Below are 11,879 nucleotides of genomic sequence, written 5' to 3' on the forward strand. Positions count from 1 at the left end.
GGTGCGGCCGCACGCCTATGCCGCCGCCCGCGACGGCCACCTGGCCGCCACCCCCTGGGTGCAGGAAATCCGCTACGGCGGCGGTGCCTGGGCCGGCCCGGTGCTGAAATCGCGGTTGGCCTTCGGCCACGGCCACCACGCCCGCGCCATTGATGACGCGCTGTTCGCCTGCTGCGAAACCGACGATGCCCTGTTCCAGGGCGCCGACGGCCTGTGGGGCCTGGCCTACCGCGACCTGGACCCAGCCTGGGACGTTTCCCCGCTGCTGGACCAGCAAGGCCATGCCCCGCCGCTGAGCTGGCCCTGGCCCTACGAACAGGGCCATGCGCTGGACCTGGATCGCTTCCAGGACTTCCTGCACCACCAACCGCGCACCCACCTGCGGCCCGCGTTCACCGCGCTGGAAGAAGAAGGCGTTGTGCGCAACCGTTTCGCGCTGGCGATCGGCCGGGCCGTCGCGCACGTGACGCACGAGAAACCGTCGCTCGCCGCCCTCGAAGCCGACCCGCTCAACCGCGGCGCGCTGGTGCTGGGCGGGGGCGCCGAACAGCAGCACCTCTACCGCGGTGGTTTCCAGGACATCCGCATCGTGCACGACCTTTACTACAACGCAAACCTGCGCGCGGTGCGCGTCGGCAGCGGTAATCCGATTCCGGTGCCACCGCTGGAAGCGTCGCGGGTCGCCGCGATGGGCAGCAACGCCATGCTCGACACCGGCTGCAGCTTCCTGGTGCTCGAAGCCGGCACGTATGCGGCGGTGATGGACGCGTTCGCAGCCAGGGACCCGCGCTTGCCTGGCCTTGTCGAACAATCCCGACGCGCTTTCAGCGAAGGCCACGGCCTGGCCTGGCAGACCGTGGATGCCGTGGACTGGCCGGACCTGCATTTCGAGTTCGAAGCGCCCAACGGCGCCGGCACCGAAGTGCGCGTGCCGGCTTCGCACTACTGGCCGCGCAATGCCTTGCAGCGGGGCCGGACACTGTGCCTGTTGTCGCCGGCGCTGGCACACTTCGGCGGCCAGTCGATCCTCGGGTTGCCGCTGTTCGCAGGCCGGTATGCGATCTTCGACCGTAGCGGGGCCGCCGGAACCGGCGTGGCCCGTTTGGCGGCGTCGCGTGACTAAGTTGCCAACCCTGGCGGGCGGCCAGCTGGTCCTGCGACCGCTAGGCGACCAGGACCAATCACTTTACGTGGCCTTGTATGGCGATGCCGAAACCATGGCCCGCGCCATGCCTGCCCTGGATGCCCCCAGCGCCCTTCGTGCATTTCAGCGCGAACGAAAGGCGCAAGTCGAAGCCGGTGCGCGACGCATGGCCTGGACCCTGTCGGAAAGCAGCGACGGCATCGCGTTCGGCCTGCTGGGACTGGTCCTGGACGATGCCGGCGGCGCCGAAGTCGGCGTTGTCCTGCCGCCGGCTCGCCAGGGCCGGAGACATGCCACGGAAGCAATTGCGCTTGTGGCGCAACACGCCTTCCAGACCCTGGCTTTGGACCGTCTGTATACCCGACACGCGGAAGGACACGGTCCGGCACGGGGACTGATGCTCCGGCTGGGTTTCGAGCCTGCCCCCATCGGCACGCCGCCGCATCCGGTTCGATGGACGCTCACCCGCGAGACCTGGCAAGCGGCAAAGCGCGACAAGGCTGGCCCGTTCAGCTAACCTCCGACGGGTATTCCACGGAACATTCGGGGACCATGGAAAAGCAAGGAAGTCTGGCGTGTGTTGGCCTGGGCATGACCCTGGGCGCACATCTTGGGCCACGCTCGCGAAACCACATCGAACAGGCCGACGTTGTTTTCGTCGCCGTCTCCGATCCTTTGGTGGAACTGTGGGTGCAGGAAATGCATCCGGACGTGCGCAGCCTCCAGCCCTACTACCGGGAAGGCAAACCCCGCACCGAAACCTACCGCGAGATGGTCGAGGTCATGCTGGCGGAGGTGCGCGCGGGCCGGCGGGTCTGCGGGGCGTTCTACGGCCATCCGGGCGTGTTCGCCCAAGCCCCGCATCGCGCCGTCGCGCAGGCGCGCCGCGAAGGTTTTCCGGCCCTGATGGAGCCCGGCGTTTCCGCCGAGGATTGTCTCTATGCCGACCTGGGCATCGACCCGGGGGTGACCGGCTGCCAGCACTTCGAGGCAAGCCAGATGATGTTCTATCGCCGAAAGATCGACCCCAGCGCCTGCCTGGTCATATGGCAGGCAGGGCTCGCGGGCGACCGGAGCCTGGCCAGGTTCTCCACCCCCCGGGCCTATCGGCAGCTGCTGGTTGACCTGCTGGCGGAAGACTATCCGTTGGACCACGAGTGCGTGCTTTACGAAGCCGCCACCCTGCCCATCCACCCACCCCGTATCGAAAGGCTCACATTGCGGGACCTGCCCGATGCCCGGGTGGAGGCACAAACGACCCTCGTACTTCCGCCCGCTTGCCCGCTGCAACCCAATGAAGCCATGTTGGCCCGGCTGCGGGCGCTGGACGAAGCTACAAAGTGTGACGTTGCAACCCCGGTAATCCCATAGAACGGAGAGAAGATGATGTCGAATGTCATTGAGTTCCTTGAGCGTCTTGGCAGCAATCCGGCGCTGTCCCACGGCGATGCTGCCGGCTACGAAGCTGAAGTTGCCGCGCTTGGCGTCGACGATGAAGTGCGCCAGGTCCTGATGAGCCGCGATTCGGGCGCACTGGGCGACCTGCTTGGCGGCCGCCCCAAGATGCTGTGCATGCTGTTCCCGGCCGAGGGCGACGACAACAAGAAGGAAGGCGAAGACGAGGACACCAATTCGCCGGACGAAGATGACCAGAAAGAGTCGGTCAGCCAGCGTGGCTTGCACTGATCGGACGGTGACGTGATTCAGCGGGGGCTTTTCCCTGTTGCCCTGGCGGTGGCGCTGTTCCTGGCGCCGCCGCCTTCGGCTGCGTCTCCTGCGTTTGAAGCGATGCTCAAGAGCGCGGAGCTTGTCCGCAGCTCGGACCCGGAGCAGTTCAATGCCCTCATCGGGCAGCTCAATGCGAGCATCGACTCCGCCAGCCTGCGCCAGCGGGAGAAGCTTGAGTACCTCAAGGCCTACCAGCTTTCCTACAGCGGACGCTTCGACCTCGGAATCGAAGCAGCCAGGAAGCTGTTCGAAGAAAGCCAGGACACCGAAATCAGGGTCCAATCGGGCGCCCTGATCGTAAATTCGTATGCAGCGACCCGGGACTTTTCCGAAGGCCTGCGGTACTTGAACGAAATGATCGGGCTTGTCGACCAGGTCGACGACCCCGAGCTGCGCCACCACGCGTGGGCCGCCGCCGGTTCGATCAGCAACCATGTCGGCCAGTACGAGCAAGGCATCCGGTATGCGGACCTGATGCTGGCAGATTCCCCCAGCCCCCGGACCCGCTGTTTTGCCGGCGCCTTGCGCATGGAGGCTTTCTATAGCCTCGGCCAGCTCGCCGGTCGCGAGCAGGAAGTCAGCGCCCTGATCGACGAATGCGTTTCGGCCGGCGAGCCATTGTTTGCAAACTACGTTCGCGCCTACCACGCCCGCCTGATCGCGGATGGCGGCGACCGCAATGGTGCCATCGTGCTTCTGAGCCGGCACCTCGCTGAAGTAGAGGCAACCAAGTATCCACGGGTGATCGCCGAGGTCTACGCGACGCTGGCCGAAATCTACCTGGCTGCTGGCGACTACCAGGCGGCAGAACGTTTCGCCAGGGGCATCATGGGCCAGGGCACGGCGATGGCAAGTTCGGCGCCCTTGGTTACCGCCCACCGGGTTCTGTTCGAGAGTGCCCTGCAGCGGGGCAACAATGACGCGGCGCTGGCGCACCACATCAACTACTTTGATGCGAACAGCGCCTACCTCAATGAAGTGAAGGCGCGGGCCCTGGTCTACCAGCAGGTCCTTGGCGAAACCCGCCAGAAGAACCAGACCATCGAGCTCCTCAACCGCGAGAACCAGGTCCTGCAACTCCGGGAACAGGCGTCCACGCTGGCCACGCGAAACACCCAGTTGGTGGTGGCGCTGCTCGCCCTCCTGCTTGGTACCATCGCCTTCTGGGCCTGGCGCACCAAGAAGGCGCAGATCCTGTTCCGGCGCCTTGCCGAAACCGACGCGCTGACCGGCGTTTCCAACCGCATGCACTTCAGCCACCGGGCCGAAGAAGCGCTGGCGTTCTGCAAGAAGGACGGCGAAGAAGCCGGGCTGGTGATGTTCGACCTCGACGAGTTCAAGTCCATCAACGACCGTTTCGGCCACGCCACCGGCGACTGGGTGCTGACCGAAGTCGCCAAGGTCTGCGCCGACGTGTGCCGCAAGAACGACCGCTTTGGGCGCCTGGGCGGCGAAGAGTTCGCCTTCCTGCTGGTGGGCTGCGACCTGCCGTCGTCGGTGGCGCTGGCCCAGGCCTGCCGCAAGCGCATCGCCGCCATCGACACCTCGCCCACCGGGCACGTATTCAACGTCACCGCCAGCTTCGGCGTCGCTGGCACCCGCGCCAATGGCTACGACTTCCTGCCGCTGCTCAGCCGCGCCGACGACGCGCTTTACCAGGCCAAACACGCCGGCCGCGACCGCGTGCGCACCCACGGTCTGGAATCGGACACCACTGAAATCGCGGCAACGTAAGCCCGCAACTGCGCCGGCCACGCCGGCGACACCATGAAAAAACTGCACGGCCAGCCAACCTCGCTGGCCGTTTTTTTTGCACCCGGGCGTTGCTGGAAGCACCGGTGGATTCAGCTGCAGGTTGGGCGGACTTCACGGTTTGAAATCGAACTGTGATGGCACGCGCAAACAAACCGTGCCGCACTGCCGCATTTGGTCGGGAAGTGTGCGCGAAATCCCATAGTGGGCAAGTGTGATCCGTTGCGCATCAATAACTTACACCGCTTCCTAGACTGCTCTCCAAGGAACACGAAGACCTCCGCCGGCTTCGGTTCCTCCCCCCAGGAGCAGCACGATGAACGCCAAGCGCCTCGCCAAGCCCGCCCTCCTCTTCCGCCTCGCGGCCATCGCCGCGCTGGCGATGGCCCTCGCCCAGCCGGCCCTTGCCCAGGGCGAACTTTCGGTCGGCAGCGAAGGCGCGAAGGTCTCGGCTTCGGCGACGATCCAGTTCAAGATCGTGATTCGCGAGAACGTGCGCTTCGACAGCAAGTCGCTCGGCGTCGAGCAGCAGCCGCGCAAAGCGCACATGCCGCAGGTGCAGCGCCTGGTTGCCATGCACGAGGGCCTGCAGCAGGTCACGCTGGCCACGCCCTGAGACTTACCGCGGGCGACCCGGCCCTGCAATAATCCGGCGGTCCACCCGGGACCGCCCATGCCGCAAACCTTTCCTGAAACCGACCGCTTCCGCCTGCGCGAACTGCGCGCGGACGATGCCGCCTTCGCGCTCGCCCTGCTCAACGACCCGGACTTCCTGGCCCATATCGGCGACCGCGGCGTTCGCGACCTCGACCAGGCTGCCACTTACCTGCGCGAGGGGCCCATCGCCAGCTACGCCCGTAACGGCTTCGGCATGTGGGCCGTCGAGATGAAAGACGACGGCAGCCTGGCTGGCATGTGCGGCCTGATCCGCCGCGACCTGCTGCCCGACCCGGACCTGGGTTATGCCTTCCTGCCGCAGTGGCGCGGCCAGGGCTTGGCGCGCGAGGCCGCGCAACTGTCCCTGGAGATCGCCTTCGGGCCCCTGGCGCTGCCGCGGGTGCTGGCCATCGTCACCATCGGCAACGTCGCCTCGCGCCGCCTGCTTGAATCGCTGGGCATGCGCCTGCAGGGCCCGCGGGCCCTGGATGGCGAAACGCTGCTGGTTTACGGGATCGACCGGCCGGCCGGGCTTACACCGGCGTCGGGTTCCGGTAGCTGAAACTGGCCTGGTGCCAGAACGGGTACGGCTTGGGGCGGTCGCTGGCGGCGTCGAGGCGGGCGACCTGGTCGGGCGTGAGGTTCCAGCCCACCGCGCCCAGGTTCTGCCGCAGCTGGTCTTCGTTGCGGGCGCCGACGATGACGCTGCTGACGGTCGGCCGCTGCAGCACCCAGTTCAGCGCCACCTGCGGCACGGTCTTGCCCGTTTCCGCGGCCACTTCGTCCAGCGCGTCCACCACGCGGTACAGGTAGTCCTGGTCGACCTGCGGGCCGCTGTCGGCGGCGACCTTGGACTGCAGGCGGCTGTTTTCCGGCAACGGCTGGCCGCGGCGGATCCTGCCGGTCAGGCGGCCCCAGCCCAGCGGGCTCCAGACGATGGCGCCCAGGCCCTGGTCGGCGGCCAGCGGCATCAGTTCCCACTCGTAGTCACGGCCCACCAGCGAATAGTAGGTTTGCTGGGCCACGTAGCGCGGCCAGCCGTGGCGGTCGGCAGCGGCCAGGGATTTCATCAGGTGCCAGCCGCTGAAATTGGAGACGCCGACGTAGCGGATCTTGCCCGCCTGCACCAGCGCGTCGAGCGTGGAAAGCACCTCTTCGACCGGGGTGCGGGTGTCCTGGCCGTGCAGCTGGAAGATGTCGATGTAGTCGGTGCCCAGGCGCTTGAGCGAGGCGTCCACCGAGCGCTGCAGGTGGTGGCGCGAGGAGCCCACCTGGTTCTCGCCCGGGCCGAAGCGGAACGTGGCCTTGGTGGAAATGATCAGTTCGTCGCGCGCGCGGTGTTTGATGGCCTCGCCCAGGATCGACTCGGCCGCCCCCCTGGAATAGATGTCGGCGCTGTCGAACATCGCCGCGCCGGCGTCCAGGCAGATGTCCACCAGCCGGCGCGCCTGCGCCACGTCGGTGGCGCCCCAGGCCTTGAAGAACTCACCTTCGCCGCCGAAGGTGCCGGTGCCGAAGGACAGCACGGGAACGCGGAAGCCGGAGCGGCCGAGGTAGCGGTATTCCATGGGGGTCTCCTGAAATGAAAACGGGGCGGGTGCCGAAGCACCCACCCCGCTGATTCTGCTTTCGCGCGCGTTACCGCGTCGCGAATCCGGGCCTCAGGCCGCGGAATCCTTCAGCTTCTTGAGCGGACGGATCTTCACCTTGACGGTGGCCGGCTTGGCGGCGAACCACTGCTCTTCCTTGGTGAAGGGGTTGATGCCCTTGCGCTTGGGCTTGGCCGGAACGTTGACCGAGGTGATCTTCAGCAGGCCCGGCAGGGTGAAGCTGCCCGCGCCCTTCTTCGAGACCGAGCCGTGCACGGCGTTCTCGAGCGCGGCCAGCACGGCGCGCACGTCCTTGGAGGCCAGGCCGGTGTTGTCGGCGATATGCGACACCAGACCGGACTTGGTCAGCGCTTCCTTGATCGGCTTGGGCGCGGCCGGCTTGGCAGCGGCCTTCGGGGCAGCCTTCTTCTTCGCAGCTTTCTTGGTAGCCATTTTTTTGTTCCCGTGATTCTGGATGGGTAATTGGGGTGCCTGGGCTTGCCCCGGCCCAGTGAATGTAGGGCAAGTTCCCGTCGCCGCCAAGTGCAAAAGCGGTAAAAACACGGGTTTTTTTCGCTACCGGCAGGCCCCGGCGCCTGAAAACCTGCCGCGGCCCCCGGCCAGCACGCCGGGGACCGCGGGAGGACGGGCGGTCTCAGGCCGCCTTGGCCCGCTTCAGGTCACGCATCTGGTCGTGCATCTTCTTGACCTCGGGCAGGTAGCGCGCGGCCAGCTCGCGGACCTTCGGGGGCTGGTCGCCCTCGAGGCCATCGCGGAAGGCTTCGAGTACGCGGTCTTCCTGCTCTTCGATCGAAGAAATCCAGGCCGCGTCGGCGTCCTTGACCATCTTCGACTTCAGCTGGGCATAACCCTCGCGGATGCCGCCCAGCCAGGTGCCGTCGTTGTCGGGCTCGGCGCCCTGCTTGGACACCTCGGCCTTGAGGTCGGCGGCGATCGCCTTCTTCACCTGCGCCATGTTGAGGAACAGGTCGCGGTAGGCCGGCTGGGTGGTTTCCCTGGCGGCATGTTCGTGGAACTCGACGCCGTCGTTGAGGGCTTCGACCAGGTGGTTGAGGGTGGCGGTGGTCTTGTTCATGGTGTCCTCCTTGGACTTGTCTTCCTTAGGGTTGGTGCACGGTACCGAGCGGGGGCTCAGTACTCGTTTTCGACGGCGTCTTCCATGTCGTCGGCAACTTCTTCAGCCGCGTCGAGCATGTCGTCGCCGACTTCCTGGCGACGCTGGGCCGCTTCCTTGGCTGCGTCGTAGGTGGCTTCGGCCTCGTCGTTGCAGGCTTCTTCGGCGTCGCCTTCCAGGGCATCGCACCGTTCCTTGGCGATTTCATAGGCGCCTTCGGCCGCGGCGAGCTCAAGGTCCTCGCGCTCGTCGATCGCCTCTTCCATGGTGTCGGCTTCGACATAGTCCTGGCGGGCTTCCCGGGTGTCCTCGGCAGCCTCGATGCGCGCGTCGGTGACATCCTCGGCGGTTTCCTGCGGGGTTTCCTGGCAGGCCGCCAGGGCCATCACGATCGCCAGCGGCAGGGCGGTGCGGGTGAACTTGTTCATGCGATAGCTCCATGGTTGGGAAATTCACGAGGCCACCGCTGCCCGGGAAAAGGCGGCGACGGCTTCGTCATGGAAAAGGGAGCAAGGGGCGTGCCAACCGCTGCCCGACGCAGGAACAAGGACTTGCGACGCTTTTCGCCGGGAATTCCCCTGCGATATGCAAGGTCGCACGTGCAGGCTGCACGGCGAGCCGTCGCAGGATCAGTGCACGCGCGGCATCTCGAGCGTGAAGCAGGCGCCGCCCGACGGCGCCGGGTCGTACCAGAGGTCGCCGCCCATCGCGCGCGCCTTCTGCTTGGCCAGCGAAAGGCCGAGCCCGGTCGAACTTTCGCCGCCGGTCGGCTGGCTGGAAAGTTTGGCGAAGCGCCGGAACAGTTCGCCCTGTTCGGCCTCGGGAATGCCCGGGCCCTGGTCGATGACCAGGAAACGCGCCTTCCCGCCGTGCGCCAGCGCCTTCACCGTGACCACGCTGCCGGACGGCGCGTATTTCACCGCGTTCGACACCAGGTTCTGCAGCACGTGGCCCAGCGCCAGTCGCTGGCCGCGCACCAGCAGGCCGGGTTCAAGCTGCAGGTCCAGGCGCGTATCCTTGCCGCGCGCGTGCCCGGCGTGGGCATCGACGGCATCCTGCACGACCTGGGCGACCGGCAATGGCTCAACCGCCTCGCCGCGCGCTTCGCCGGCAGCCTGGTCGAGCACGGCTTCCAGGAAAAGAAGGCCGGTGTCGGCGGCGCTGCGGATCGATTCGACCAGCTTGCCGCCGGCCTCGTCGGTCTTGCGGCTGGCCAGCATGTCGGCCGAGAACAGCACGTTGGTGAAATGGTTGCGCAGGTCGTGCGCGATCAGCTCCAGGCTTTCCTGGCGCTCCTGGGCCAGCCGCTGCACGTGGTCGCGCGCGAGCTTGAGCGCCGTGTGCGCGCGCACCCGGGAGAGCAACTCTTCGGGCACGAAGGGTTTGGTGACGTAATCCACGGCGCCGGACGAAAACGCACGCACCAGGGAATCACGCTCGTGGTCGGCGGTGAGAAAGATCACCGGCAGCTCGCGCGTGGCTTCGTCGGCACGCAGGGCATCGAGCACCTCGAAGCCGTCCATGCCCGGCATGCGCATGTCCAGCAGCAGAAGGTCGGGCGGGTCGGCGGCGATGCCGGCCAGGGCCTCCTTGCCGCTCAGGCAGGGCGCGACGTCGAATCCGTCGCGGGCAAGCAGGCCGCCGACGGCGCTGACATTGGCCTCCTGGTCGTCGACGACCATGACCAGGGGCGCACGCTCATTGTTCATCGGTGATGGCCTCCGGATCGGGGCAGCTGGCCAGGAGCAGCCGCATGCTGGTGACGTCGAAGGCATCCACGGCCTCCTTGAGTTCGCGCGCGTAGTTGCCCAGGGCCGTCCACTCAAGCCGCCCGGCCAGGCCGGCCAGGTGGCCGGCGGCGGCGGCCACTTCGCGCACGCGCAGGTTGCCGCGCATGGCCGGCAGGGAGGCGCGCAGGGCCTTGAGTTCGGCCAGGGCCTCGGCATCGTGCTGCCGCGGCCCCGGGTCGCGTTCGGCCGGTGTGTCGGCGGCGGGCGTGGGCGCGTCGTCGGCTTCTTGCCGCCGCGGCGGGAAATGCAGGGCCAGCGCCTCGAACAGGTCGGCCTTCGAATAGGGTTTGCGCACGTAACCGTCGAAGCGCGAGCGCACCCAGTTCTCGTCTTCGCTCATGCTCGAGGCAGTCACCGCCACCACGGGAATCTCGCGCCACTTCGGATTGGCGCGTATGCGTTGCAGGGCCTGGTCGCCGGAAAGAATGGGCATGCGCAGGTCCATCAGCACGACGTCGGCGCCCTTGGCCTTGATCTGTTCCAGCGCCACCAGGCCGTCGCCGGCCTGCAGCACCTGGTGGTGCGTGCCGGCCAGGTAGGCAACGGCGAGATCGCGGTTCCAGGCGACGTCGTCCACCACCAGCACTTTCAGCGGCGGCAGCAGGTCGAAGTCGATGCGCTGGCTGCGCCCGGGCTGCTGGCTGACCGAATCGGTGCTGATCACCCGGTCGGGAATGTCCAGGCGGAATACCGAACCTTCGCCCACCGTACTTTCGGCCGACAGTTCGCCGCCCATCAGTTCGGCCAGGCGGCGCACGATGCTCAGGCCCAGGCCGGTGCCTTCGCGGTTCTTGCCATCGACGCTGTCGCCCTGCTCGAAGGGTTCGAAGATCATGCCCAGCTGGTGCGCGGCGATGCCGGTGCCGCTGTCGAGCACTTCGATGCGCAGGTCGCAGCGGTCGTCTTCCCGGCCCGGGTGGCAGCCCACGCGCACGACCACGCCGCCGGTTTCGGTGTACTTCACCGCGTTCGACACCAGGTTGATAAGCACCTGGCGCAGGCGCACCGGGTCGACCATCACCGGCAGTTCGGCGCGGCCGTCGAAATCGGCGCGCAGGCTGATGCCCTTGTCGGCGCAAGTCTGCTGGAACATGGTCAGCGTCTGGTCGACGATTTCGCGCAGGTCGGTGGCCTCTTCGCGCAATTCGAGCTTGCCGGCCTCCATCTTCGACAGGTCCAGCACATCGTTGATAAGCGACAGCAGGGCCTGGCCGCTCTTGCGGATCGAATCGACATACGTCGCCTGGCGCGGGTCGAGCGGCGTTTCGGCCAGCAGGTTGGTGAAGCCGAAGATGGCGTTCATCGGCGTGCGGATCTCGTGGCTCATGCTGGCCAGGAACACCGACTTGTCCTGGCTGGACTGGCGCGCCTGCTCGGCGCGGAATTCAAGCCGCAGCGCCTCCTGGGCCTGGCGCTGCATGCGCCGCGTGGCCAGGAAGCCGACCAGGCCGGCGGCCAGCGCCAGGGCATTGGCCACCATCACCGTTGCCCAGTTCTGGCGGATCATCTGGTTGCGCTTGTCGCGGTTCTCGACCAGCAGCGCTTCTTCGTGCGCGGCCAGGTTGCCCATCATCACCTGCATTTCGGCCAGCAGCCTGGCGCCGGTGCCGCCGCGCAGGCGTTCGGCCACGCGCGCGTCGGCGGCGAGGTTTCCTTCGGCCGTCATTGCCTTGAGCGAATGCAGTTCGGAGTAATAACGCAGGCGGTCGGCGTTCTTGATGGCCAACACCTCGACCAGGTGCGAAGCGACGGGGTCGGTGGCCGTCATTGCCTTGAGTCTTTCCAGGCTGGCGTCAAGCTCGCCGAGTACGCTGCGGTATTCGTTGAGGAACTCCGCGCGCCCTGTGATCAGGTAGCGCATGCCATGTGCTTCGCTGTCGCCCACCTGCCCCCAGTACGCGCTCACCTGCTGTAGCAGCTGCTGGGTGCGGCTGGTGCGCTCGACGGTGCGCTCGAGCTCCTCGGTGGCGCGCAGCGAAAGCAACGATGTTCCGGCCAGCACCACCACCGCGAACAGCATCAGTCCGGTGAATACGCGGTAGCGGAAAGTTGCCCGTCGTTGCGGCATGTCCTGCCCTCCCCCC

At 66.9% G+C, this 11,879-nt stretch carries 13 protein-coding genes; 7 read left to right on the top strand and 6 right to left on the bottom strand.

Going from position 1 to position 11,879, the window contains the following annotated elements; translation table 11 throughout:
• The 7 genes from AACZ35_RS07970 to AACZ35_RS08000 all read left to right on the top strand — a co-directional run.
• A partial coding sequence (locus tag AACZ35_RS07970) for a pepsin-like aspartyl protease (RefSeq protein WP_339828007.1) occupies positions 1-1,123 on the top strand: 1,123 nt, incomplete at its 5' end.
• Positions 1,056-1,661, top strand: coding sequence for a GNAT family N-acetyltransferase (locus AACZ35_RS07975; RefSeq protein ID WP_339828009.1), 606 nt, complete (start codon positions 1,056-1,058; stop codon positions 1,659-1,661). The genes AACZ35_RS07970 and AACZ35_RS07975, both read left to right, overlap by 68 nt.
• A gap of 35 nt (positions 1,662-1,696) precedes the next feature.
• Positions 1,697-2,515 (top strand): SAM-dependent methyltransferase, encoded by an 819-nt coding sequence (locus tag AACZ35_RS07980; protein WP_339828011.1) that lies wholly within the window; start codon positions 1,697-1,699, stop codon positions 2,513-2,515.
• Positions 2,516-2,530: 15 nt separating this feature from the next.
• Complete coding sequence (locus tag AACZ35_RS07985) at positions 2,531-2,830, top strand: hypothetical protein (protein WP_339828014.1); 300 nt, start codon at positions 2,531-2,533, stop codon at positions 2,828-2,830.
• A 48-nt stretch (positions 2,831-2,878) separates the two neighbouring features.
• Positions 2,879-4,606, top strand: coding sequence for a GGDEF domain-containing protein (locus AACZ35_RS07990; protein WP_339828016.1), 1,728 nt, complete (start codon positions 2,879-2,881; stop codon positions 4,604-4,606).
• A gap of 334 nt (positions 4,607-4,940) precedes the next feature.
• Positions 4,941-5,240 (top strand): hypothetical protein, encoded by a 300-nt coding sequence (locus AACZ35_RS07995; RefSeq protein WP_339828018.1) that lies wholly within the window; start codon positions 4,941-4,943, stop codon positions 5,238-5,240.
• A 57-nt stretch (positions 5,241-5,297) separates the two neighbouring features.
• Positions 5,298-5,843, top strand: a complete 546-nt coding sequence (locus AACZ35_RS08000; protein WP_339828020.1) for a GNAT family N-acetyltransferase — start codon at positions 5,298-5,300, stop codon at positions 5,841-5,843.
• On the opposite strand, the gene AACZ35_RS08005 is transcribed toward AACZ35_RS08000, so the two are convergent.
• The 6 genes from AACZ35_RS08005 to AACZ35_RS08030 all read right to left on the bottom strand — a co-directional run.
• Positions 5,815-6,849, bottom strand: coding sequence for an aldo/keto reductase (locus AACZ35_RS08005; protein ID WP_339828022.1), 1,035 nt, complete (start codon positions 6,847-6,849; stop codon positions 5,815-5,817). The two genes, AACZ35_RS08000 and AACZ35_RS08005, sit on opposite strands and share 29 nt — an antisense overlap.
• Positions 6,850-6,942: 93 nt before the next feature.
• Entirely contained in the window at positions 6,943-7,323 is a 381-nt protein-coding gene (locus AACZ35_RS08010) for an HU family DNA-binding protein (RefSeq protein WP_188664269.1), read from the bottom strand.
• A gap of 202 nt (positions 7,324-7,525) precedes the next feature.
• The gene (locus AACZ35_RS08015; protein ID WP_339828025.1) at positions 7,526-7,966 is read right to left on the bottom strand and encodes a PA2169 family four-helix-bundle protein; all 441 of its coding nucleotides are present in this window, start codon (positions 7,964-7,966) and stop codon (positions 7,526-7,528) included.
• A gap of 56 nt (positions 7,967-8,022) precedes the next feature.
• Entirely contained in the window at positions 8,023-8,433 is a 411-nt protein-coding gene (locus AACZ35_RS08020; protein ID WP_339828027.1) for a hypothetical protein, read from the bottom strand.
• A 201-nt stretch (positions 8,434-8,634) separates the two neighbouring features.
• Positions 8,635-9,714: a hybrid sensor histidine kinase/response regulator gene (locus AACZ35_RS08025; RefSeq protein ID WP_339828030.1), complete on the bottom strand. Its 1,080-nt coding sequence runs from the start codon at positions 9,712-9,714 to the stop codon at positions 8,635-8,637.
• Positions 9,704-11,879, bottom strand: a 2,176-nt coding sequence (locus AACZ35_RS08030; protein WP_339828032.1) for an ATP-binding protein, incomplete at its 5' end; no start/stop codon positions are given. The genes AACZ35_RS08025 and AACZ35_RS08030, both read right to left, overlap by 11 nt.

This window comes from uncultured Arenimonas sp., from assembly GCF_963976025.1.
Lineage (GTDB): Bacteria > Pseudomonadota > Gammaproteobacteria > Xanthomonadales > Xanthomonadaceae > Arenimonas.

Coding starts and splice junctions, on each gene's coding strand:
- AACZ35_RS07975 (WP_339828009.1), top strand. CDS start 1,056: ATGCGATCTTCGACCGTAGCGGGGCCGCCGGAACCGGCGTGGCCCGTT.
- AACZ35_RS07980 (WP_339828011.1), top strand. CDS start 1,697: ATGGAAAAGCAAGGAAGTCTGGCGTGTGTTGGCCTGGGCATGACCCTG.
- AACZ35_RS07985 (WP_339828014.1), top strand. CDS start 2,531: ATGTCGAATGTCATTGAGTTCCTTGAGCGTCTTGGCAGCAATCCGGCG.
- AACZ35_RS07995 (WP_339828018.1), top strand. CDS start 4,941: ATGAACGCCAAGCGCCTCGCCAAGCCCGCCCTCCTCTTCCGCCTCGCG.
- AACZ35_RS08000 (WP_339828020.1), top strand. CDS start 5,298: ATGCCGCAAACCTTTCCTGAAACCGACCGCTTCCGCCTGCGCGAACTG.
- AACZ35_RS08005 (WP_339828022.1), bottom strand. CDS start 6,849: ATGGAATACCGCTACCTCGGCCGCTCCGGCTTCCGCGTTCCCGTGCTG.
- AACZ35_RS08010 (WP_188664269.1), bottom strand. CDS start 7,323: ATGGCTACCAAGAAAGCTGCGAAGAAGAAGGCTGCCCCGAAGGCCGCT.
- AACZ35_RS08015 (WP_339828025.1), bottom strand. CDS start 7,966: ATGAACAAGACCACCGCCACCCTCAACCACCTGGTCGAAGCCCTCAAC.
- AACZ35_RS08020 (WP_339828027.1), bottom strand. CDS start 8,433: ATGAACAAGTTCACCCGCACCGCCCTGCCGCTGGCGATCGTGATGGCC.
- AACZ35_RS08025 (WP_339828030.1), bottom strand. CDS start 9,714: ATGAACAATGAGCGTGCGCCCCTGGTCATGGTCGTCGACGACCAGGAG.